The organism is Mycobacterium sp. SMC-11, assembly GCF_046250095.1.
Lineage (GTDB): Bacteria > Actinomycetota > Actinomycetes > Mycobacteriales > Mycobacteriaceae > Mycobacterium > Mycobacterium heraklionense_A.
Window position 1 is genome coordinate 2,353,820 of the sequence record NZ_CP176430.1, and the last position, 21,918, is coordinate 2,375,737.

General features: G+C 61.9%; 21 protein-coding genes. 12 read left to right on the top strand and 9 right to left on the bottom strand.

Annotated features, from left to right (window positions below; genetic code table 11):
• The first annotated feature begins 39 nt into the window (after positions 1 to 39).
• Positions 40 to 612: a TetR/AcrR family transcriptional regulator gene (locus ACKY0X_RS11035; protein WP_079628242.1), complete on the top strand. Its 573-nt coding sequence runs from the start codon at positions 40 to 42 to the stop codon at positions 610 to 612.
• 220 nt (positions 613 to 832) lie between these two features.
• Here ACKY0X_RS11035 and ACKY0X_RS11040 read toward each other — a convergent pair whose 3' ends face one another.
• The gene (locus ACKY0X_RS11040) at positions 833 to 1,447 is read right to left on the bottom strand and encodes a helix-turn-helix domain-containing protein (RefSeq protein ID WP_356948481.1); all 615 of its coding nucleotides are present in this window, start codon (positions 1,445 to 1,447) and stop codon (positions 833 to 835) included.
• Positions 1,448 to 1,562: 115 nt separating this feature from the next.
• Here ACKY0X_RS11040 and ACKY0X_RS11045 point away from each other — a divergent pair, with 115 nt between their 5' ends.
• Positions 1,563 to 2,483 (top strand): alpha/beta hydrolase family protein, encoded by a 921-nt coding sequence (locus ACKY0X_RS11045; RefSeq protein WP_221883422.1) that lies wholly within the window; start codon positions 1,563 to 1,565, stop codon positions 2,481 to 2,483.
• 379 nt (positions 2,484 to 2,862) lie between these two features.
• On the opposite strand, the gene ACKY0X_RS11050 is transcribed toward ACKY0X_RS11045, so the two are convergent.
• Both ACKY0X_RS11050 and ACKY0X_RS11055 read right to left on the bottom strand, forming a co-directional pair.
• Positions 2,863 to 3,066, bottom strand: coding sequence for a TetR/AcrR family transcriptional regulator (locus ACKY0X_RS11050; protein ID WP_221883421.1), 204 nt, complete (start codon positions 3,064 to 3,066; stop codon positions 2,863 to 2,865).
• Positions 3,067 to 3,306: 240 nt separating this feature from the next.
• Positions 3,307 to 5,010 (bottom strand): SDR family oxidoreductase, encoded by a 1,704-nt coding sequence (locus ACKY0X_RS11055; protein ID WP_409429433.1) that lies wholly within the window; start codon positions 5,008 to 5,010, stop codon positions 3,307 to 3,309.
• 86 nt (positions 5,011 to 5,096) lie between these two features.
• Between ACKY0X_RS11055 and ACKY0X_RS11060 the strand changes: the two genes are divergently transcribed.
• Both ACKY0X_RS11060 and ACKY0X_RS11065 read left to right on the top strand, forming a co-directional pair.
• Complete coding sequence (locus tag ACKY0X_RS11060; protein ID WP_079628239.1) at positions 5,097 to 5,720, top strand: TetR/AcrR family transcriptional regulator; 624 nt, start codon at positions 5,097 to 5,099, stop codon at positions 5,718 to 5,720.
• A gap of 5 nt (positions 5,721 to 5,725) precedes the next feature.
• Complete coding sequence (locus ACKY0X_RS11065) at positions 5,726 to 5,983, top strand: hypothetical protein (protein WP_221883420.1); 258 nt, start codon at positions 5,726 to 5,728, stop codon at positions 5,981 to 5,983.
• Positions 5,984 to 6,198: 215 nt separating this feature from the next.
• On the opposite strand, the gene ACKY0X_RS11070 is transcribed toward ACKY0X_RS11065, so the two are convergent.
• The 5 genes from ACKY0X_RS11070 to ACKY0X_RS11090 all read right to left on the bottom strand — a co-directional run bounded on the left by ACKY0X_RS11070 (position 6,199) and on the right by ACKY0X_RS11090 (position 11,732).
• Entirely contained in the window at positions 6,199 to 7,794 is a 1,596-nt protein-coding gene (locus ACKY0X_RS11070) for an AMP-binding protein (RefSeq protein WP_301122522.1), read from the bottom strand.
• Positions 7,795 to 7,880: 86 nt separating this feature from the next.
• Positions 7,881 to 8,804, bottom strand: coding sequence for a dihydrodipicolinate synthase family protein (locus tag ACKY0X_RS11075; RefSeq protein WP_079628393.1), 924 nt, complete (start codon positions 8,802 to 8,804; stop codon positions 7,881 to 7,883).
• Between the two features lie 38 nt (positions 8,805 to 8,842).
• Positions 8,843 to 9,187 carry a DUF1330 domain-containing protein gene (locus ACKY0X_RS11080; protein WP_356948482.1) on the bottom strand — a complete coding sequence of 115 codons (345 nt, stop codon included), beginning with the start codon at positions 9,185 to 9,187 and terminating at the stop codon, positions 8,843 to 8,845.
• 24 nt (positions 9,188 to 9,211) lie between these two features.
• Entirely contained in the window at positions 9,212 to 10,723 is a 1,512-nt protein-coding gene (locus ACKY0X_RS11085; RefSeq protein ID WP_301122521.1) for a GMC family oxidoreductase, read from the bottom strand.
• Positions 10,724 to 10,832: 109 nt separating this feature from the next.
• Complete coding sequence (locus ACKY0X_RS11090) at positions 10,833 to 11,732, bottom strand: LysR substrate-binding domain-containing protein (RefSeq protein WP_079628395.1); 900 nt, start codon at positions 11,730 to 11,732, stop codon at positions 10,833 to 10,835.
• A gap of 191 nt (positions 11,733 to 11,923) precedes the next feature.
• On the opposite strand from ACKY0X_RS11090, the gene ACKY0X_RS11095 reads away from it, so the two are divergent.
• The 7 genes from ACKY0X_RS11095 (at position 11,924) to ACKY0X_RS11125 (ending at position 19,507) form a co-directional block, all read left to right on the top strand.
• Positions 11,924 to 12,952 carry an NAD(P)-dependent alcohol dehydrogenase gene (locus tag ACKY0X_RS11095; protein WP_409429434.1) on the top strand — a complete coding sequence of 343 codons (1,029 nt, stop codon included), beginning with the start codon at positions 11,924 to 11,926 and terminating at the stop codon, positions 12,950 to 12,952.
• 68 nt (positions 12,953 to 13,020) lie between these two features.
• A complete protein-coding gene (locus tag ACKY0X_RS11100) occupies positions 13,021 to 13,452 on the top strand; it encodes a heme-binding protein (RefSeq protein WP_079628397.1) in 432 nt (143 codons plus the stop codon).
• 34 nt (positions 13,453 to 13,486) lie between these two features.
• Entirely contained in the window at positions 13,487 to 14,680 is a 1,194-nt protein-coding gene (locus tag ACKY0X_RS11105; protein WP_409429435.1) for an LLM class flavin-dependent oxidoreductase, read from the top strand.
• 120 nt (positions 14,681 to 14,800) lie between these two features.
• Positions 14,801 to 15,313 (top strand): hypothetical protein, encoded by a 513-nt coding sequence (locus ACKY0X_RS11110; RefSeq protein ID WP_409429436.1) that lies wholly within the window; start codon positions 14,801 to 14,803, stop codon positions 15,311 to 15,313.
• Between the two features lie 42 nt (positions 15,314 to 15,355).
• Positions 15,356 to 16,138 (top strand): class II aldolase/adducin family protein, encoded by a 783-nt coding sequence (locus ACKY0X_RS11115; protein ID WP_409429437.1) that lies wholly within the window; start codon positions 15,356 to 15,358, stop codon positions 16,136 to 16,138.
• Positions 16,139 to 16,809: 671 nt separating this feature from the next.
• Positions 16,810 to 18,066, top strand: a complete 1,257-nt coding sequence (locus ACKY0X_RS11120) for a lipase family protein (protein ID WP_409429438.1) — start codon at positions 16,810 to 16,812, stop codon at positions 18,064 to 18,066.
• Between the two features lie 97 nt (positions 18,067 to 18,163).
• Positions 18,164 to 19,507, top strand: coding sequence for an FAD-binding oxidoreductase (locus ACKY0X_RS11125; RefSeq protein WP_409429589.1), 1,344 nt, complete (start codon positions 18,164 to 18,166; stop codon positions 19,505 to 19,507).
• Positions 19,508 to 20,261: 754 nt separating this feature from the next.
• Here ACKY0X_RS11125 and ACKY0X_RS11130 read toward each other — a convergent pair.
• Positions 20,262 to 20,897, bottom strand: a complete 636-nt coding sequence (locus ACKY0X_RS11130) for a TetR/AcrR family transcriptional regulator (RefSeq protein ID WP_409429439.1) — start codon at positions 20,895 to 20,897, stop codon at positions 20,262 to 20,264.
• Positions 20,898 to 21,094: 197 nt separating this feature from the next.
• Here ACKY0X_RS11130 and ACKY0X_RS11135 point away from each other — a divergent pair, with 197 nt between their 5' ends.
• Complete coding sequence (locus tag ACKY0X_RS11135; protein WP_409429440.1) at positions 21,095 to 21,889, top strand: hypothetical protein; 795 nt, start codon at positions 21,095 to 21,097, stop codon at positions 21,887 to 21,889.
• The last annotated feature ends 29 nt before the right edge of the window (positions 21,890 to 21,918 follow it).

The following is a 21,918-nucleotide window of genomic DNA, read 5'->3' on the forward strand; positions in this document are numbered from 1 at the left end:
CCAGCAGAGTCCGCGTCGCATCGAAAGGACGTAGTGGGCATGCCTGTTGATACCCGAACATCGCTTATAGAGTCGGCGGAGCATTTGATTCGCGCCAGGGGATACTCGGCATTCAGCTATGCCGACTTGGAGAAGCGGATCGGGATACGAAAAGCGAGCATCCACTACCATTTTCCGACGAAAGAGGACCTGGGCGTCTCAGTCGTAGAGACGTATATCGCTGAGCTGGCAGCACAACTCGAGGCGATCGAAGCCGACTGGCCCGGTGCCTTGGCTCGCCTCGCGGCATTCGCGGAGATGTTCAAGGAATCCAGATCGGCGGAGACGCTCCCGCTGTGTGGGGCACTTGCCGCGGAAATGACGATTCTGCCCGACAGTATGCAGGCCCTGACAGCCAAGTACTTCGAGACCCACCTGCAATGGATCGAGAAGACCATTGCGGGCGGGGTCGCGAACGGTGAAATCCCAGCAACCCGAGACGCGCGGCAGAAGGCCTTGGAGATCCTCAGCCTGCTGGAGGGAGCCAGCCTCGTTAGCTGGGGGCTCATGAGACAGGCCGACATCGAATCCGCTGCCATTGGACGCATCCTCGGAAAAGAACTAGCGAAGTAAAGCACGGCAAGAAGTTTAGGCGGGCTAATTAGTATGTCATCGGCGCGAGCTAATCCGCTGGGGCTTTGGGTTACTCGATGCCAGTCGCGGTCTCATCGACAGCAAAGGAGGTCACCTCGGCCGTACACCACGTCCCTGGACTTGACCCCGTGCCGGACTGAACCCCATTAAATGTGCGCGGGGAAGGGTAGGAGGCAGGCCCGTCTCGGGTGTGTGCCTGTCAGCTTCGCGGGTCGGGTTGCGCAAGGCCTGCCAGGAGCAATTCGATCATGTCCCGGGCGCGGTAGCCGGGAAATGTCTCGACGCCGATGCACAGGTTGCCGACGCCGAGCATCAGGTCATACGCCCGCACGTCCGCGCGGGTATGGCCGGCAGCGGCCGACGCCTGCAGCAGCTCGTCGAGAACGGGCAGGAGGCGTTCGACGAACTCGACGTGCAGGCTCTCGAAACCGGCCTGGTCGGACTGAAGTGCTTCGGCCAAGCCATGTTTGGTGACGAGGAAATCGGCGAACCGGGCAACCCATGACCGCAGGGCGTCATACGGCGTACCGGCTGCTGCGACGCCCGTTTCCTCGGCGAGCGCGTCGAGCTGATGCCGAAAGACCGCCACCACCAAGTCGGCCCGGGTGGGGAAGTGCCGGTAGATGGTGCCCATACCGACGCCAGCCTCGGCGGCAATCTCACGCACGGGGACGTCCACCCCCGCACGGACGAACACGGCCGCTGCGGCGTCCAGGAGTGTTTGCTGGTTTCGGCGGGCGTCTGATCGCTTCCGCCGGCCACCGCTTGAGGGCGACGGTGTGTCTGCCGTCATCACGCGGACGTGCCTCCTCATGCTTGCAAAACGGAGCAGCGCTCCATATATTGATATGGAGCTGCGTTCCGGATCATTTGTGCATCCTGCCAGATCGGTGCGCTGTACTCCAACACCCCACCTGGAAAGGGATCTCATGAGTGACACCGCAACCGTGGAACCGGCCGCACCCGTCATCTCCGTCAAACCACTCGGATTGGCAGCCCCGGGCCGGGGTTCGGACCTGCAGGTGCGGGTGAGCGCGCCGATGACGGGTCAGAATCTTCCCGTGGTGCTCTTCTCGCACGGCATGACCTTGACGATGGACGATTACGCACCGCTGGTCGAGTTTTGGGCCGCCCACGGTTTGGTCGTCATCCAGCCCACCCACCTCGATTCCCAGGGCCTGGCCCCCGGCGACCCGCGGACTCCGCTGATCTGGCGTATCCGGACCGAGGACCTGATTGGCATCCTCGACCAGCTCGATGCGGTCGAAGCCGGCGTGCCGGGGCTGGCGGGGCGCATCGACCGCAGTCGCATCGCCGTCGCCGGGCACTCGTGGGGCGCACAAACCGCTAGCACCCTCGTCGGGGCGCGGGTCTGCGACACCGACGGCATGCCTGGTGACATCATGGCCGACGCGCGGGTCAGTGCGGCGGTGCTGCTCTGTCTGCCCGGGACCGGTGGCGCCGATCTGAGCCCGATGGCAGCCCAGCGCTTTCCGTTCATGAATCCGGACTTCGCCGAGCTGAAGGCGCCGAGCCTGATGGTCGCCGGTGATCATGACCAGTCGCCGCTCACCACCCGTGGTCCGGACTGGTTCACCGACGGCTACCGCGTCAGCCCAGGGGCCACCGATCTAATCACGCTGTTCGGCGCCGAACATGGGCTCGGCGGCATCCATGGCTCTAACGACACCCGGACCACCGACGACAGCCCCGAGCGCGTCGCGCTGGTCCAACGGGTAACCCTGGCCTACCTGCGTACTGCGCTGGGCCTCGACGTGGAGGCGTGGCCAACCACCCGTCGCGCCCTGGCCGCGACCAGCGACCCTCTGGGACGCATCGAGTCCAAGTAGGCCGAGCCGTTCACCTGCGAGGGCTCCCGGCTCACGTGCCGGAGCCCTCGCAGCAAGACGTCGAGGAACAACTCGAATCGCGGCGTCGCGGGGCCGAGACGTAGCGGAGTTCTCCTGCAAGGCAAGCCAACTGACAATCGCGGTCGTGAAGATGTGATAACTGTGCCCGGCCAGATCGCGGCTGGCCCCGCCGTCACGGATGCCGCGACGAGGACATGCCGAAGGCGGTCGACGGAGTGCGGGGATGGGGCCGCGACAAATGGGTGGCGTAACCGGGTAGGGCGAGGAACTCATCATGCATGCCCCATCCGATCCGCGTCAGCCGAAGCCGCAACGCGCCATCCTCCGGGTCGTCGATGGACAAGATCGGCTCGATGAGTCACTCGCTGACCAGGTCGAAGAGTTCGTCGCGATTCTTGACCCACCGATACAGCGCACCATGGCTGACGTTGAGGATGCCGGCCAGTTCCCGCATCGTCAGCGTGTCGAGATTCGCCGCCGAAGAGACCGCCTTGAGGATGCGGTCGCGACTGATCTGCGCCGGCCGACCGCGTTGCCGCGGAGCGACTGAAGGGCTCGTCATGTCCCGAGGCCCTACCGAACCGGCGTTCGCCGCCCCTTTAGTGACCGATGGTCACCAAAGAGGCGGTTTGACTGGGAGGAAACCTCTTCGACGGACGGCACAAAGGAAGCGATGGCAGAAAAGCCGACAGGTGCGCGTAACTCCGCGGGTTGGCCGTGGCGGATGAAAACTCGATGCATAGAGACTGCCGGGGGTTTCGAGGCGGTCGGTGCGACCAGCCTCTCGATGTGGTGCTCGGGGTTAGTAGCCGGCGAGTCGCTTGATGAGGCGTCGCCGGATCGGGGCCGGACAGTTGTTGTTGACTGCTCGCAGGATCGTGCCCGTGATGGTGTCGACTGTCCAGTGGACTCGGCGGCGGTCGCTTGCGGCCTGCACGATGGTGTTGGCGATTTCGTCGGCGGTGAGTTTAACGCCGACTGACTTCACCAATTCAGTGTGCGGGATGTCCATCATCGGGGTCGCGACGAAATTGGGCATGATGTCGCACACGTGGATCCCGTGCTGCTCCCATTCGATGTTCATCGCCTCGGTGAAGCCGCGTACCCAAAACTTGCTGGCTGAATAGACGGCTTCACTGGGGAGGCCGTACTCGCTGGACAGCGAACACATGTTAATGACTTTGGCCTCTCGTGCCTTCGATAGATACGGGAAGGCGAGGTGGGTGCAGTTGAGTACTCCGTTGATGTTCACGCTGGTGACCAGCTCGTGCTGTTCGAGGATCAACTCGTCGAAGTCCCCAAGGAAGGCAATGCCGGCGTTGTTGAGCAGCAGGTTGAAGGTGCCGCCGTGCTGGACAGCGAAGTCGGCGAGAACACGGCCGACCTCAGCTTTGTCGGTGACGTCCATCCTGGCGTAGGTGTGATGGTCACCCAGCTCTTCGCGCAGGGATTGCAGCGCGCTGCCGTTGACGTCGGTGGCGCAGACCGTCCAGCCGCGCTCGGCGAATCGACGCGCGGCTGCTCGCCCGATACCGGCGCCGGCGCCGGTGATGACGACGGTGCGGGAGTTTGGGGACGAGGTCTCCCGGCCGAGCGCTTTTTGCAGGAACTGGATCTGATCGCCGATGACGGAGTCGAATGCGGGAGCGACGTAGGGTTCGAAATGTCCGATGTCGTAAGACTTCAGTACGCTTCTTCGTGCGCGCTTGGCCGCTTTGACCGCAGCGGCGGGTGGGGTGGTCTGATCCTTGGTTGCCACTTGCACCAGGATCGGGACTTCCAGACTGCGCAACTTTCGACCCGGCGAGTAGAGACCAACCGCCAACGCGAAGCGTGCGGCGACCCGTTCGTCGAAGGCTTGGCCAGCGGGGACCAGGCGCCGGTATCCTCGCGCCTCAGGCGCGGTCATCAAGGCCGGCGAGCCGGGCTCACCGGAGGCGTCGACATAGTGCGGGGACAGTCGCATCAAGGCGCGCACCGCGTCGTAGACCCCGTGGCCGGTCAACTTTACGGCTTGTGCAGGCCCCAGGGCCCGCACGGAGGCGAACCCGTCGGCATGGGGAATCTGCGCGATGACCGCGGCCACACCTAACGGTTCGGCCATAGCCATGACGTGCCCGCCAGACAACGACGATCCCCACAACACGATTCGCGACGGATCCACTTCCTGCCGGGACCGGGCGTATGCGACCGCGGCCGTCCAGTCGGCGTGCTGTCTACCGATGTCGAGCAGTTGGCGCGGCGACCCTCCGCTGACTCCGAAGTGTCGGTAGTCAAACACCAGGACGTGGTAGCCCTGCTCCGCGAACCGGTCCGCGTAGGCGTCCAGCCGCATTTCCTTCACGCCGGCCAGGCCGTGCGCCATCACGATGCATGGTGCCGGTCGGTCCGCATCCGCCCGATAGAACCAGCCTGCGCACCTCGTCGCGTCAGACATGAAGGTGATGTCGGATCTATTCATCGTGATCTCCGTAACTAAGGCCGGCCGGGGGGTGATCGTAACCATCCGGCCTCAACTGTATGGAATAGATTACAGAAATGGAACCAGGTCCAATCATAGAAATAGCTACAGGCAGGGGGTACCGTGCTGGGATGCCTGCAGACGGGTTGAGTCGGACGGCGCGGCGCGCGGCCGCCACCTGCCGTGCGATCGTCGACGCCGCCGAGGGGGTGGTGCTCGAATGCGGTGCCGACGCACTGACCCTGGAAGCGGTCGCTGACCGCGCAGACGTCGCGGTACAGACGATCTACAACCGGATCGGTGGCCGCTCAGCCGTGCTGATCGCTGTCGCCGAGCGGGCGCTCGAGCAGAACCGCCAGTACATGGATGCCGCCTATGCGGCCGCCGGTTCACCGGTGGAGAGGATCATGCGGGCAGCCGAGGCCTACACGCGATTCGCGCTCGAACGGCCGGACCAGTTCCGACTACTCATCAACCCACCCCGCGAGCGCAACGCATTCGACCGGGTGGCTCGCCTCGTCGAGGAACAGAACACCAAACTCGCCGAGGCATTGGCCGAAGGTATTGCCGACGGCAGCATCAACTCACACCTCGACCCTGCCGTGGCCGCAACAGCGCTGTGGGCTGCGATGAACGGCATTCTGGCGCTGAACTGGCGACCCGACCGGCAACCCCGTGACGACAGGACGGCCGACGAACTCATCGCTACATGGATTGCGATCACTACCGAAGGTCTCTTCGCCCGGGGCGCGTGAAAACGATGAGTTTCGGTGCCTTCCACACCAAACGACGGCATCGATCGCAGAGTGCGATGAATTCCGCCTTCGCCGCCGCAGATCACAGCACCACCGAGGAGAGCATCGCGGAAATCGGCCTGCCGTGGACGTCGCTGCGGAACGGCTTCTGCGAACACAAGCGTCGACAGCGCCTCGTGCAAAGTGCTGCCGAAATTGCGAGCTCGCGCTTCTGCAGTCCTGGTCGGGAGACGCCGCACCCGCGCGATGATCACTGTGCGTAGCTCGGGGAGTGCCGGGCGGGGGAGTGGAGCTGGCCATCGCCCTCAGAACATATGACACGGAGGCTGCGGCTGCCCTGCATGCTGAGCCAGTGCGCGCAGATTCGACTGGCTGAACTCAGTCGGCGAGCGAAGTGGAGCGTCTTGCGTTGAGAAATTCGCGGAGTTCTCCGCTTGATGGATCTGGGTTGCGGCACCGCATTGACGTCGACGCGGCCTCAACGAGCGGTCACGGACGCAGCCCGAAGCTCTTTGCGGAGGGTTTTGCCGGCCGCCGACTTGGGGATTGTGTCGATGAACTCGACGTAGCGGATCTTCTTGTGCGGTGCAACGCGCTCTGCCACATAGGCGATGATGGAGTCCTCATCGATGTTTGCTTCCGGTTGTGTGACGACAAATGCTATGGGCACTTCCTCGCCCTCGTTGTCGAGCACGCCAATTACCGCCGTATCGGCGATATCGGGATGCGTCAGGAGGAGCGCTTCGAGTTCTGCAGGCGGGACCTGGTATCCCTTGTATTTGATCAGTTCTTTCATGCGGTCGACGACTGTCACCACGCCTTCGGAATCGACCGTGGCTATGTCTCCGGTGTGCAGAAATCCGTCGGAATCGATGGTCTCTGCAGTGGCGTGGTCATTGTTGAGGTAGCCGAGCATGATGTTTGGTCCTGAACACCAGAGCTCCCCGGGTGCGCTCACCCCGTCCGATGGCTGCTCGATCTCGAGGCCGGAGGCCGGGTCGATGAGCTTGCATTGCATGTTCGCGACTGTGAGCCCGACGGAGTTGAGTGGAATATCTGTGCGATCAAGGGGAATGACGTGACTGACAGGACTCATCTCCGACATCCCGTAACCCTGACGAACCTGGCAACCGAGTCGGCTCGCGACAGCCTGTCCCAGTTCTCTGTCTAGCGGTGCGGCGCCGGACAGGATCGAGTGCACCGACGAGAGATCGAACTCGTCAACCGACGGATCCTTCGCCAGCGCGATCGCGACAGGCGGGGCGATGAATACGTACGTGCACCGATACGTGGAGACGACCTGGAGGAATTGACCGAGTTCGAACCTGGGCATCGTTACCAGGGACGCCCGTTTATGAAGCGCTGCATTGAGCAGCACGGTCATGCCGTAAATATGGAAGAAGGGCAGGACCGCCAGTATCTTGTCTTCCGACCGCATCCCCATCGGCGCACTAATTTGACACAAGTTGGCAACGAGATTGCGATGTGTGAGCATGACTCCCTTGGGATGTCCGGTGGTTCCCGAGGAGTAGGGGAGAACTGCGAGGTGTTGTTCGGGGTCGACTGAAATCTCCGGGACGGGCCTGTCTTCCTCGATCATGCTCTGGACCGAGGTGAAGCCTTCGGCATGCCCGTCGAGCACGACTATGTTCTCGCGGGGAATCCCTGCCTGCGCTGCTGCTGCTGCCGCCTGGCGCAACGACGACGAACACGTGAACAGAAACCGCGCAGAGGAATCAGTAAGTTGCCTGGCGATTTCGTCCGCTGTATACAACACGTTGATAGCGGTGGCCACGCCTCCGGCGCGGAGTATGCCATGGAAGACTGCAGCGAACGCAGGCATATTCGGCGCGTGAAGGGCGACGACATCGCCCACCGACAAGCCGCGGGCGAGGAGGGCGCCGGCGACACCGTCGATGGCGGCCAAAAGTTCACCGTAGGACATCGTTGATCCGGAAGCTCCATCCACCAGCGCCGTTCGGGCCATGTGGTCCGGATCGACGTTGCCGAATAGAAATTCGTAGACAGTGACGTCCGGAATATCGATCTCAGCGAATGGGCTGGTGAAGCTCATCGGTCTCCTCGTCGGAATGAAATGCTGTGAATGGGTGCCACCGACTGGCGCTCCCAGCCCAGCCTTAGGGTGGGCGATGAACTGGTTCAGTCGACGACGCCTGCAGCCTTCATGAGGTCACCAATGAGTGCGATCTCATCTGCAGGTAGCTGTTGCAGCGGAGGCCGTACCGCGGCCGACGGCAACCGGCCGAGTAGGACCTGTGCTGCTTTCATTCGGGTGTGCATGTCGACGCTCGGTCTGCGGTAAAAGGCTTTGGTCGTGCTGTAGAGGCGTTCGGCGGCGGCCTGAGCAGTCTTGAGGTCGTGATTCTGGACCGCCTCGAACAACTCGACCTGCATTGCTGCGACGGTGCTACCTGCACCAGAAAGCAGGCCCTTGCAACCTACTACGAGTGATTGCAGGAGCCAGGCGCTGTGGGTGGACAGCACACTGAAGGTGTCGGACTGGTAGTCGCGCACTGCCATTTCGCTGCGCACGGGGTCACCGGAGCCATCCTTCATCGCCCTGATGGTGGGGACGGATTCGATTAGCGTGGCCAGAACGTCGTGGCTGTACGACATGGACTCCTGTACAGGGAACTGGAAGATGATCAGCGGCAATGACGTTGCATCGGCAATCGCTGAGAAATGTGCGAGAACCATCTCCGGCCGGCTTCCCATCGCAAACACGTTGGGGGGGAACACCAGTAGGGCTGAGGCCCCACCTCTGTCGGCCATGCGTGCCAGACGTACAGCCTCGGCAGTCCCGTCGGCGTAGACTCCCGCGACGACGGGCATACGGTCGCCGACCTGGTCGCATGCAACTTCCAGCAACTGCTGTTGTTCGTCGAACGTACACGACGACACTTCGGAAGCATGGCCGTTGACCGTGATTGCCGAAACCCCGCGAACCGCGGCGATATCGTTGAGGTGCTTACGATAGCTCACAACGTCCAGACTGAGATCTTGATGTAGTGGAAGTAGGCACGCAGGGATGACTCCGGTGCAGTCGAAACTCGATTGTGTCATTGCTATCTCCAATAATGGTCGTTGTTGGCTTGGCTTAACTAGACGCCTTGTAGGACTTCGATGACCGTGTCGGCGGCTCCGTTGCGGGCTTCGCGCGCGCGACGATATTCAGCTGAGTCGTAGAAACCTACGGCCGCCTCAACCGAATCGAACTCCACGATGACCAGGCGCACGTCCTCGGATTCCCCTTCCAGAGTGATCGGCTCCGCACCGCGAACTAGATAGCGCCCACCAAACTGCTCGATGGCCATCTTCGATAGCGGTTTGTAGGCCTCGTACTTCTCGGTGTCGGTCACTCGGATGCGAGCGATGACTAGCGCAGTCACGTCAGTCCTTTCGGGAGTTGTTGCACTGCAATGGGAGTGGCGAGATACGTTAGGCACGCCTGCCGCTGAATTGTCGTCGGATCAAGTCCGGAGCATGAAGTCTGCAGCGCGGTGGGCGATCATCAGGGTCGGCGCATTGGTGTTCGCCAGCGGCACGGTGGGGATTACCGAAGCATCAGCGATCCGGACGTTGTCGAAGTTTCTGAGTTTGAGCTTCGGATCGACAACCGAATCAGGATCTGAACCCATCCGGCATGTGCCCACTGGATGAAACCAGGTTCCGACTGCGCGTCGCACGTAGTCGCATAGGTCCCGTTTGTCGCGTGTGCCGGGACCCGGAAGCACTTCGCGTTCCGTCCATTCCGCCATCTCGGGCGCGTGCGCCCATTCCCGGGACATTTCGATGGCCCCCACCAATCCGTCCAGATCCGACTGTGCTTCGAGGTAGTGGGGGTCGATCATCGGATGGTCTGTGGGCATGGTCGAACGCAGTCGCAACGAACCGCGGCTCTCGGGGGTAGTCCAGGATGGATAGAAGGTGAATCCGCTAGGTGGAGCGTCCATTCCGGGTGCAACGTGCGGTACGAGCACGACACCGAACTGCACTTGTGGTCGATCACCGGTCCCGTTGATGTTTGCGAACATCCCAAGTTCGCTGTGCTGATTGACACCGGGCAGGACCGGCTGCTTCGCGGAGAACGTGATACCAACTCCGGGATGATCGTGCAGGTTCGCACCGACTCCCGGGGCATCCGCCGTAACTGGGATGCCGAGATCGGACAGATCTTTCGGAGGACCGATACCGGAGAGTAACAACAACTTTGGGGTCTCGATAGCGCCGGCGCATAACACCACCTCGCTCCCGACCCGAACCGTACGTGTGGTGCCGTCCTCGACGTACTCCACGGCCGTGATTCGGTCGAAATCGGCCAGGAGCTTGGTCACGAGCACGCCAGTTCTCAGTGACAGATTGCGGCGACCGAGCGCGGGAGTGAGAAACGCCGATGCGGAGCTTTGGCGACGTCCACCATGCACGGTAAGTGGATTCCAGCCGACTCCGAATACGTTCTCGCTGTTGAAGTCTGTGTTTTCCGGATGTCCCATTCCCAGGGCGGCCGAGAGCGCAGACTGGGACAGCGGGTGGACGTGTTCGGGCATCGACAGCATCAGCGCTCCGCCTGCGCGGTGATACGCAGGGTCCCCACCGTCGAAGTCTTCGTAGGCCTTGAAGCTCGGCAGTACCGACGCGTAGTCCCACCCGGTGCAGCCCTGTTCGGCCCATAGGTCGTAGTCTCCGGGACAGCCGCGCAGGTGAACCATGGCGTTGACGGAACTACTCCCGCCGACGACACGTCCGCGCGGCCAGTAGATCTGCCGTCCGGCAGCGTGCTTCTGCGGTTCGGTGAGATAACCCCAGTCCATGACCGAGCCGGCCAGCTCCATCCAGCGAACGGGGTCGGCGATTCTCGGATCGTTGTCCATCGGTCCCGCTTCGAGGACGAGGACTGTCCGCCGCTCATCCTCGGACAGCCGCCCAGCGATCACACAACCGGCGGATCCGGCCCCGATCACTACGTAGTCGAAGTGGTCCACAGCATGCTCCCTTTCTGCTGAAACCAGGATCACTGTGCTTGCGACCACAAACAAGAGCTCATCGATATGAGTCTGCGATTGTATGAGACGGGATCAATATCAATCGTCATCAATCGTCGGATACCATTGCACCCGCCGACCCGCCGCGCCCGAGAAGTTCAAGCATGCGGGCCCCCAGCGGGGTGAGCCGACGCCAATGCCGCACCACCGATATGCGCACCGTGGGAACCGGCGGTTCGAGGTCGACGAACGCCACGCCGTCAGCACCCATTTTCGCATCGCACGCAGGTAGGAGTCCCAGGCCAAATCCCGCTGCCACCATGTGGAGCAGTGTGTGGCTCTGGGCGCCTTGATAGGAGATTCGGGGCGTGAACCCTGCGCCGTAGCAGGCGGCGGCGACGATGTCCTCCAGATGGTCGTCGAACCGATAGCTCAAAAAGGTCTCGCCGGCCAGATCCGCGAGCCGGACGGACGTCTGGCCGGCCAGCGCATGGTCGGTGGGAATGATCGCACGCAGTGGTTCTTCGGTCAGGTCGAGTACCTCAAGGTTGTCGTAGTTGAGCCCACCGACGGTGAATGCGAGGTCGAGTCGGTCGTCCTGGAGGGCTACTGCCTGGTCGGCGACCGACATCTGGTGTGCAACCACCTGCGCGGCTGGATATGCCGTCCGGAACTCGCGGAGTTTTGCCCCCAGTCCCCAGTTCATCGCGGTTGCCGCGAATCCGATTCGCAATTGGCCTGCCGTGCCAAGTCGGAGCGCTGTGGCGAGGTGTTCGAAGTGGTCGGCCTGGCCGATCACTTCGCGAGCGGCTTCGAGCAGGAAGCGGCCCTCTTCCGTGAGTGCGACCCGCCTGCTCGATCGTTCGAACAACTCCAGTTGCAGCATGCTTTCGAGTCGTCGAATCTGCTGGCTCAACGGAGGCTGCGCCATGTTCAGCGATTTTGCGGCCCGCCCGTAATGGAGGTGCTCTGCAACCGCGAGAAAGTACCGAAGATGCCTGATCTCCATCGCTTTTACCCCAATCATACTCAGTGGATATTGAACGATAGGCAAACCATATCGTCTTGGTCTTGCTAATGCGATGTGCATCACACGATGATCACTGTGTGGATTTCACTGCTCGGGTTGCGGTGCCGGTCCACCGCTATCGGTCACTGCAGAGTGTGCGCCGATCAGTGACTCAGCGAAGAGGAGAGAAGATGATCGCCGCGGTAATTCCAGAGTTCGGCCGCATGGAGGTACGTGAGGTCGATGACCCACGATTACAGAGCAGTACCGACGTCATCGTGAAGGTCGCAGCTGCGGGCGTCTGTCGGACAGATCTCGAAACAATGTCAGGCGGCCTCGTTGCGGCCTACGGCAAGCCGGTCTTTCCCTACGTCGCCGGCCACGAGACCACTGGCTGGGTTGAGGCGGTCGGCTCGGAGGTCTCGACTGTTGCTGTCGGTGATCCCGTTCTGCTTCATCCACTGATCACCTGTGGGCGCTGTGACGGCTGTCGGGCCGGCCGTGATATGTACTGCAGCAATAGCAGATTCCCCGGCGTGGATGCACGAACCTGGGGCGGGTTCGCCGAGTTCGTGCGCACCAGTGAACGTGCCGTTGTCCGGCTTGCGGCGCATGCGGACCTGGTGGAGATGGCCGGCTATTCCGATGCCGGCCTCACTGCTTACCACGCCGTCAAACGGCTGCTTCCTCATGTTGATCCCACAGGGGTCGTCGCGGTAATCGGGGTAGGGGGCGTCGGGCATTTCGCTGTTCAATTGTTGCGGGCAATGACCTCATGCACCGTGATTGCGCTCGATACCGACAGTGCGCGTGCCCGTCTCGGCGAGGAGCTTGGTGCGGACACCAGTTTCCATGGCAGCACCGACACGATCCTGGAGTCGGTCCTAGAACTGACCAACGGTGGTGTCGATGCCGTGATGGATTGCGCCAGTGGTGGTTCCGGGTCGGTGACACCTTTGCATTTCGTCCGTAAAGGCGGCACAGTGTCGCTAGTCGGTGGTGGCCCCTCCCTGACGGTTGATGCGCTCAGTGCCGTCCTCAAGGAGATCACCATCCTGACGAATCTGGTCGGCGACTACACCGAACTGCAGGAACTGATCCGATTGCAGCGCACCGGTCTTCGGTCTCTGCACACTACTTTCAAGCTGGCCGATACTGCCGCAGCGCTCGAAGCACTGATGAACGGCTCGGTTGTCGGCCGCGCTGTGCTGGTGCCCTGATCTGTGGTCGGCTCACCCCTGAACTCACAACTGTCAATCACACCGAATATCGAAACAAGGAGATCCACATGAGTACCGTCAGCGTCACCAAACTCAGCATCAGCGCCGATGCGGCCAAGCTGGCACTCGATGCAGCTGCCGCAGAAGCCGCGAAGCTGGGGCTCGCGGCCTCGATCGCGATTCTGGACGAGAGCGGCACGCTTAAGGCGTTCTTGCGTATGGACGGTTCCCTCCTCTCGGGAATCCAGGTGGCACAGGACAAGGCTTACTCGAGCGTGGCCACGCAGCTACCGACTAGCGCTTGGCTTGGGGTAACCAGCGCGAGCAAGGAGTTCGAGCTCGGGCTGTTCGGCATCGACAGGATCTGCCCGATCTCCGGTGGAGTGCCGATTATGGTCGAAGGCCGTTTGATCGGCGCCATCGGTGTTAGCGGGGGAATGCCCGACCAGGACGAGCAAATGGCGAACGCGGCAGCTGCTGCCTTGGCGCAGGCTTCTTGACTAGACACAGATCCAACTGCAGCAGGAGATTTCGATGGCACGAAAGCTGATAATCCCGGACGGCGTCCCGAGCGATCCAGGGGGACAGCCCGATACTCGTCGCGGTAAAGCCCTGGAGCTCGGGTTCTTCGCATGGAACATCCGCGGCGGGATGACCATGTCCAAAGCGACGCTACGAAACAACGACCGGGAGCGTGATTATTGGAAATGGTCCAACTCGCGGCACCTCATCGAGCACGCCGAGCGCATCGGGTACGACTACCAGGTCCCGTTCGCCCGGTGGATCGGTTCCGGCGGTGACACCGACTTCAACGGAGCGTCGCTGGACTTTCTGACTACAGCGGCAGCAACCGCTCCCATCACCGAGAACATGGGAGTGTTCTCCACTTGTCACATCACTTTCCGGTTCCATCCGCTACACATCGCCAAGATCGGCGCCTCCATCGACCACATCTCCAACGGGCGGTGGGGCCTGAACATCGTCACCGGCTACCAAGCCCAGGAAATGGCGGCGTTCGGGATGGAACACATCGATCACGACCTCGCCTACGACATGGCCGAGGAATTCACAGTCCTTCTCAAGCACCTGTGGACCGAACCTGAACCGTTCGACTTCGAGGGAAAGTTCTACCAGTCGTACGGCGCCGTCGTAAAGCCCGGCCCGACCCGCTCACCGCGACCGGTGCTCATGAACGCAGGCATGTCGGATAAGGGAGTGCTATTCGGTGCCCGAAACGTCGACTGGCTCTTCACAATCGGCTACTCAATTGACGAATACCGGGCGAAGGTCGACCGCGCCCACTCGCTGGCCGCATCGTTTGGCCGGTCCATTCGCGCGGCCACCATGTGCTGGGTGCTGCCGGAAGCCACCGACGAGCTCGCGGCGGAAAAGTTCGAGGAGCTTCGTGCAGAGATCGATCGAGAGGCGATGCTCGGATACGCCAGGCAGCTCAAGGGCATGGAACTCTTCAAGGACAACGACGAGGATTCCTTGAACAACGATCCATACGCGGGCCTAGGAAAAGAGATCTACGAGGGCTACCCACTCGGGTTCACCTCTCCTCAACTCGTCGGCTCGCCAGAGACCATCGCCGAGAAGCTCCGAGAACTGAACCAAGACGGCGGTATCGAAAGCGTTCTGACCTGTTTTGTTGACCCGCAAAAGGGGCTGCACGCCATGCAGGACGACATCATGCCAATTCTGGACAAGATGGGCCTGCGCGGCTAAGTGTCCGCGGGGTCAACTGGGACCACCATTGGGCGCTCTGACCGGCCCGAGTTGACCCCGCGTTCGCGGCAGGGCCACCGCAACCCCAAGATGTCCGGCTGAGTTTGAGAGAGGTCGATCATGAATTACGTGCGCAGAGAAGTTCCTCTCGTCGTTGGCGTCGCGACTGATGTCACACAGCTTCGTCGCGCAAAGCCATCGGAACTGGAGCTGGTGGTCCTGACGGCTTCGGACCTGCGTCAGGCACAATCGATTTCGTTAGCGCTTGACGACCAGTATGCCCGCAGGCCGTGTTGCAAATTGCTGTCAATTGATGCGAGTACTCCACAACCGACCGGGCATGCCGAGCAGATTCGGTCGAGCGCCAATGCGCGCTCGGTTGCGAGTCTGCTCTATGACGTCGTGGCACTGGGGATCGCGGACGGCGCGGTGGTATCGATCGATGCGACCACCGACCCGCATGCGCTGTGGGCGGCCGTTGCCGAACACCTCGCCGACCGCGGATACATAGTGGTCAACCACCTTCGGGGCTGGCTGCCAGACAGTCGGCGGTTCCCATACCCCTGCGTTGCCCACTGGGAATCGCCGCCTCCACGAACCGAGCGACAGTTCAAAACGCTCGTCAGCATGTAATTCGTCATCACAAAACACCTCACCAATCAGAAGGAGGACTTCGTGTCGGACCTAGCACAGACCCGACCTGGGATCGACGTACCGGCACCACCGGTGTTCACGTCGATCGACGAGGAACGCCAGCACCGAAAGCAACGCCTGGCAGCAGCGTTTCGCCTGTTCAGTCAGTGCGGGTTCGATGAGGGCGTGGCAGGCCACATCACCGCCCGAGACCCGGAGAAGACCGACCACTTCTGGGTCAACCCATTCGGCATGCACTTCAGCATGATCAAGACAAGCGACCTGATATTAGTCGACCACCAAGGCGTGATTGTCGAGGGAAACAAGCCGGTCAACCGCGCGGCATTCGTCATACATTCACAGGTTCACGCCGCCAGGCCGGACGTAGTAGCGGCAGCCCATGCGCACTCTCTGTACGGAAAAGCGTTGTCCAGCTTACGAATCGGCCTTGCCCCGTTGACCCAGGACTCGTGCGCCTTCTATGACGATCACGCGGTGTTCGATGACTACACCGGTGTCGTGGCCGAACTGGACGAGGGCAGACGCATCGGAGCTGCGCTCGGCCAGAACAAGGCAGTCGTACTTTCCAATCACGGCCTGCTAACCGTCGGCCAGACTGTCGACTCCGCGGCGTGGTGGTTCATCACCATGGAACGTTCGGCACAGGCCCAACTCACCGCGATGGCAGCCGGCGATCCCAAGCCGCTAGACCCCGCCACAGCGAAGCTCACATACGACCAAGTCGGCCTCGAGTACGCAGGATGGTTCCAGTTCCAGCCGCTGTATCAGCGAATCGTCGCACAGCAACCCGACTTGCTGGACTAGCCGTTGCCCGGCTGCGACCAGTCGCTGAGCAATGCTGACCGCAAACGCTCATCTCGGTCGTGACGTCGACCGTCTGCGGACGCTGCTCACCAAGTTCTGTGCTGGCGCCAACCAGATCCATTCCCTCGTCATGGCCAGACCCCGTCCCTGAAATAGCGCCTTTCGTAACTAGACGATCGTCACCTGCTGACTGACAACCCGATCGCCAAATATCGTGGCACTGAGAGGAATTCCATCACGATGGCGTTGTTGAACAGGGCCGCACTTGGACGATCACCCCCTGAAGGATTGACCTTCCCAGCACGAGGCTGATCTCTTCTGGCGAAGACAGCCACGAGTTCTCCGGCCTGACCTCAGCGCCGATGTATGTCGACTGGTGTGAGCGACACACTCCAAACAGCCAGTCGCACAAAAGTTTAACTTTCCCCTGGTGTGCTCGGATGTGCCTTCGAGCGGCTGCTGGTTCGTCGCAGAGCCTGTTCAGGCTGGCGGGTGGGTCTGGCGGATCCGACACCGGGCAACTCCATGACCGATTCGGTCACACTAGCACTGTCAAGGATGACACAATCATGCTCACCGGATCCTGCGCACCTGCAGCAGTTAGTACGCGCCAATCTACCAACCGCCGCCGCGCGTCCCTGTGTACCGCCGGCCGATTAGTCCTCAGCGTAATGATCTTCTTCGGCTTCGGGGCACCGGTGATGGCGCACGCCGACGAAAGCCAGTACGAGGCTTTCTACACGCCTCCCGATCCGCTTCCCCCCGGCAAGCCTGGCGACCTGATCCGGTCGGAGCCGTCACGCCTAGTCCTAGAGCCGTCTGGGCAACTGGGTTCCTACGTAGGCACCGGAACGCGGATCATGTACCGCAGTACCGACGCTAGCGGCAATCCGGTCGCGGTAACCGGTACCTACATCGAGCCGGACAACCCATGGCCGGGGAGCGGACCGCGTCCCCTCCTGGCTTACGCCACCGCACCCTATGGCATGGGAGAACAATGCGCGCCATCGCGGCTGTTCAACCAAGGCATCCACGCCTCGCTGGACACCGGATTCGACGTGATGTTCAACCTCGAAGAAGGCTTCATCGCGACACTGCTCGCCCGCGGCTTCGCCATCGTCATCACCGACGGCGTCGGTATGGGTGTGCACGGACCCATGTCACCCCAGTTCGTCAACCGGGTAGCCGGGGCATCCGCCCTCCTCGACGCAGCGCGCGCGGCCAGGCACGTTCCTTCCACCTCACTGGATCCCACTGGTCCGGTGGCATTCTGGGGCTGGCTCGCCGGCGGACACGCAGCCTTGTCGGCCGCCGAGCTCGCTTCGACGTATGCACCCGAACTGCAGGTGGTCGGAACCTACGCCAACGCTGCCCCGACCGATCTGGCTGCCACGGTGCCAAGCATCGATGGGAATTACCTCGCCGGGGCGATGGGGTGGGTACTGCGAGGCATTCAGGCGTCCTATCCCGCCACCGAGCAACCCATTTGGGATGCGCTGACCCCACGAGGCGTCGAAATGCTGGCCAACACCGGGCGGCAATGCATGCTGCAGACCGGTATCGACTACGCCTTTCGGCACCTGCAACCTTGGTTCAAGGATGATCTCGATAAACTGGTACGCAACGATCCATTCAAGAGCATTCTAGGGATGCAACGCCTTGGCAACACGAAACCGACAGGGCCCGTCTATATCTCGCAGAATCGGTGGGATCCCTTCGGGCCTTATCAGTCGACAGTCGAGACGGTACGAGACTGGTGCGCCAAGGGTGCCGATGTGCAACTGTGGACCAATGAGGCGCCTCCGCTTTTCAACAAGCTCAACGTCAACGCGTTGTTGCCGGCCTTCGTCGATGGCGAGCGCAGCATGGCCTGGATCACCGACCGGTTCAATGGAGCTGCCACGACACCGAACTGCAATGCGCTCTGAACCGGGTCGCGGCGACAGTTGATATTGGAGGTGCTGGATGTCCCCGGAGATGCGAACCGACGCTTCGACCGCTAGCGCGCAGCGCGTCGTCATCGAGATGCTGCAGCGGGCCCTCGGTGATGCGGTCACACATGACGAAGATGCAATGCTCGGATACCGTCGCGATCAGTCGTTGTTGACCGATGCTGGTCGTCCGCTAGCTCTCGTTCGCGCTCGAACCATCGACGATGTCAGGCTGACTCTGAAGATCGCGAATTCGCATGGCACCCCGGTGGTGACCCGTGGCGCTGGTACCGGATTGACCGGCGCCGCCAACGCCGTCGAGGGCTGCATTCTTCTCAGCGTTGAGCGGATGAACACAGTCATCGAGATCGATACGCGAGCACGGACCGCGACGGTGCAACCCGGTGTTCTGAACGCAGATTTGGCGGCGGCGGCGAAGGAGGTCGGACTGTGGTACGTCCCGGACCCAGGTAGCCGCGCAATATCGAGCATCGGCGGCAACCTGGCGACGAACGCCGGCGGACCGTGCTGCGCCAAGTACGGCGTGACTGCGGACCACGTCGCACGCATCAAAGCGGTTCTCGCGGACGGCCGGATCATTCACACCGGTTCGGACACTCGCAAGAACACCGCGGGACTGAACTTGACGCAATTGCTGGTGGGTTCGGAAGGGACTCTGGCAGTGATCGTTGAAGCGACGATGCGCCTACGCGTCGCCCCCACAGCGGCGTCCACTGTGGTCGCGAACTTCGCCAAAACCAGCGAGGCCGTCGACGCGGTACTTGCGATCACTGAATCGGCGCAACCATGCCTGGTTGAACTCATGGACAGCGCCACCGTTTCGGCTGTCAACGACATGACCCGGATGGGACTTGACCATTCCGAGGGCAGTGCGCTTCTACTGGTTCAGTGTGATGGACGCGACGCCGCCGCTGAGGCAGCAGCCAGTGCCGCGGCCTGCGCCCGCTCCGGCGCCACCGAGGTCTACTGCACAGACGACCCTGCCGAGGGTGAGGACTTCATGCAGGCTCGACGCGTTGCGCTGACAGCTCTCGAACGGCGCGGTAGCACCCTTCTCGACGACGTGGCGGTACCGGTTCCAAGACTGCCCGAGATGCTCGCCGCGATCGAGTCGACTTCGCGCCGACACGACGTTCTGATCGGCACCTTCGGACATGCAGCAGACGGAAACCTCCATCCCACCATCGTTTTCGACGCCGCGAACAGCAGGGAAGTCGCGCGGGCACAGCGAGCGTTCAACGACCTGATCTCCGCTTGCTTGAACCTGGGAGGCTCGATCAGTGGCGAGCACGGCATCGGAGTCCTCAAGCATTCCTACCTTGAGACAATGGTGGGATCCACCGAACACGAACTGATGTTGGGCATCAAACGAGCGTTCGACCCAACCGGTATTCTCAACCCTGACCGCGGTATCTAACCGCCACATCTGTGCGAACTCGTCACGCGACCGGCGGGACAAGAATCGACCTGACGAACAGGTCGATTCGCGGTTTCGCGACCAACGCCGCCAACGGTTCCGGAGGGATATGGAAGTGGCATCGTCGAGACCATGCGTTGGAAGATCTCGGGCTTCCATGAGCGGCTCAGCGTTGCTGCGGCGCCCCAGGAGGTCGTCGTTGGCGCTGATCCTTCGCGCCGCCTTGTGAACCGCTCGCCGCGCCGCGTGGCGCATTTCGATGAAGTTCCTCATGGCCATACGACGTTTGCAGTCTCGGTTCGGGCTTCCCCGTCCTCCGAAACGTACACGACGTACCTTGGCTGTCAGAGTCCCCGGTGGTGGCGTTGTCTCGGCGATCCTGGCGGCACCCGGGCTGGACTTGGGGCCGCCGTTGAGGAGGGTCCGTTGATTCCACGGTGGGACGTCGGTCGCCGGGATCGACTCCTGGCGCAAAACCTCGTTGACGAGCCATCACAAGAACGCTGCGATCGTGTCCTAGTTGTGCAGGCTGTCTCTGCCGACCGCCTTTGGCCGCGAGGACCATTGGACGTAGACCCTCACGGTGATGGGTTCCAGCCGCAGTCAGTGAGCGTCGGGCCGGTTGGAGAAACTGACGAGGGTCCGTAGGCGGTGCCGAGCGACTGGTCTTTCCGGCACCATCGACTGCCGGGAACACATCCACGGGCGGCAAATGGGTTTTTGCGCGGCGGGCGGGAGATGGCGACGTTGCGGCTCAGTCGGCCGACTCTGCGACGGGGTTGAGCAGGGCGATCGTTGCATCAATGATGTCTTCAGTGAGATCGCTGAGGCGCTCGCCGTGTTCCACCGTCGTCGCAGTGAGTTCATTGATACCGCCGATCAGGATGATTGCCCGTGTCCGAGAAACCGGCCGGATCCCGGCGTCGTGTAGTGCCTTTGTGCTGCTTAGGGCTTGGATCATCGCGATGTAGGCGTCCATCGACTGTGCCTGAAGGTCGCGGCAGCCGGCGCCGAGGGCCGGCACGTCCCGGATCCAACTAACTATGAGCGCCGGCCGCGACTCCGAACACTCGATCCACGCAGTGACGGCCTGTCGGATCTGCGTCTGCCAGTCGGCATGTGGATCCACTGCAGCGGCGGTATGGGCGATCACGTCGTCGTTTGTCGCGGCGATCAGCGCCACCAAAGCCGCCTCACGATCGGCGAAGAACCTGTAAAAGGTCCGTAGCGATGTCTGAGCGCGGCGGGCCACATCGGCAACAGTTGTATTGGCGTAGCCGACGGCGGCAATCGACTCGGCCATGGCGTCGAGAATCCGTTGGCGATCCCACTGGATCGCCTCCAGGTGGCGTCGTCGCCGAGGGTTTTGGGCACCTGTCACCACCTCCACATCCCCTCTCCGTCGTGTCGAATCATAGTGGCGCACGCTCGGGAAGCGGTCTCAGGGGCAATTGCACTTCCCCTGCCGGGTATGTCGCTGTACCGTTTTGGTAAGCGTACGTACCCAGAGCGGCAGCCGCCGTTGAGAAACCTACGTCGAGCGACTGTGCGCCAGGCTCACCGAACATAGCGAAAGCAAGGAAGCGCATGCCACCAGATCCCGAGCAAATACCCGAATCCCCGGTCAGCTTTTACGCTGAGGGCCGACCGATTACCACCGCCGAGGTTCGGTCGTGGGAACAGCGTCGAGCCGACGTCGTATTGCGGCTATACAAAAGGCATCTGGGCAGGAACGCCGTCGAAGCCATATTGGGCGCGCAGGAATGCCCGCCCGCGCCGGCCGGACTTGTCGAGCAGCGTCGAGCGCTGGCCGCGCTCAAAGCGCATCTCCGCCACGAGCAAGTTGTCGAAATGCTCTCGCGTGAACTCATGATCACCGGCGCCGTCAGCAAAGTAGGAGTGGCCCTGTCTCGCGGGCGTCGGGCGCTCAGTTCGGTTGAGATGGTGGTCAATGCAGGGACGGCGCAGGGCTTTGTGGACTGGTTCATGGAACGCCACGACGCCGACGACCAGCCTGCGATGCTGGCTGCCAATCCCGATCACTACATGATCACGAGGCTTTCTGACGGTCGCCAAGACGTAATCGAGACCACGGGCGGCTCCCCGCTTCCAAGTCATTTCATGGTCACGTTCGGCGACACTGACGATCTCATCATCGGCGTCGACGATCGATATCCGGTTCGCTTCGGTGGTCGCTGTCGGCTTCCGGGGGGTACCGAGATCGGTGCCGCGCTACACCAGTTTCGCGATGAAAAGGTGGGGTTCAGTGCCAAATTGGGAATCGAGTTCCCCGTCACCCTGCCCCGTCGACTCATTATTGGGCACCACTGGCATCTAGCGTGCGAGTTTTCCAATTGGGTTGAGTGCTATCTAGATTCGTAGTCGGAGAACGCAGAGCAAAGTGGGATCCG

Coding starts and splice junctions, on each gene's coding strand:
- ACKY0X_RS11090 (WP_079628395.1), bottom strand. CDS start 11,732: ATGGAGATCAGGCATCTTCGGTACTTTCTCGCGGTTGCAGAGCACCTC.
- ACKY0X_RS11045 (WP_221883422.1), top strand. CDS start 1,563: ATGAGTGACACCGCAACCGTGGAACCGGCCGCACCCGTCATCTCCGTC.
- ACKY0X_RS11055 (WP_409429433.1), bottom strand. CDS start 5,010: ATGGTTACGATCACCCCCCGGCCGGCCTTAGTTACGGAGATCACGATG.
- ACKY0X_RS11105 (WP_409429435.1), top strand. CDS start 13,487: ATGGCACGAAAGCTGATAATCCCGGACGGCGTCCCGAGCGATCCAGGG.
- ACKY0X_RS11050 (WP_221883421.1), bottom strand. CDS start 3,066: ATGACGAGCCCTTCAGTCGCTCCGCGGCAACGCGGTCGGCCGGCGCAG.
- ACKY0X_RS11060 (WP_079628239.1), top strand. CDS start 5,097: ATGCCTGCAGACGGGTTGAGTCGGACGGCGCGGCGCGCGGCCGCCACC.
- ACKY0X_RS11120 (WP_409429438.1), top strand. CDS start 16,810: ATGATCTTCTTCGGCTTCGGGGCACCGGTGATGGCGCACGCCGACGAA.
- ACKY0X_RS11100 (WP_079628397.1), top strand. CDS start 13,021: ATGAGTACCGTCAGCGTCACCAAACTCAGCATCAGCGCCGATGCGGCC.
- ACKY0X_RS11040 (WP_356948481.1), bottom strand. CDS start 1,447: ATGAGGAGGCACGTCCGCGTGATGACGGCAGACACACCGTCGCCCTCA.
- ACKY0X_RS11070 (WP_301122522.1), bottom strand. CDS start 7,794: ATGAGCTTCACCAGCCCATTCGCTGAGATCGATATTCCGGACGTCACT.
- ACKY0X_RS11110 (WP_409429436.1), top strand. CDS start 14,801: ATGAATTACGTGCGCAGAGAAGTTCCTCTCGTCGTTGGCGTCGCGACT.
- ACKY0X_RS11065 (WP_221883420.1), top strand. CDS start 5,726: ATGAGTTTCGGTGCCTTCCACACCAAACGACGGCATCGATCGCAGAGT.
- ACKY0X_RS11035 (WP_079628242.1), top strand. CDS start 40: ATGCCTGTTGATACCCGAACATCGCTTATAGAGTCGGCGGAGCATTTG.
- ACKY0X_RS11135 (WP_409429440.1), top strand. CDS start 21,095: ATGCCACCAGATCCCGAGCAAATACCCGAATCCCCGGTCAGCTTTTAC.
- ACKY0X_RS11075 (WP_079628393.1), bottom strand. CDS start 8,804: ATGACACAATCGAGTTTCGACTGCACCGGAGTCATCCCTGCGTGCCTA.
- ACKY0X_RS11095 (WP_409429434.1), top strand. CDS start 11,924: ATGATCGCCGCGGTAATTCCAGAGTTCGGCCGCATGGAGGTACGTGAG.
- ACKY0X_RS11125 (WP_409429589.1), top strand. CDS start 18,164: ATGCTGCAGCGGGCCCTCGGTGATGCGGTCACACATGACGAAGATGCA.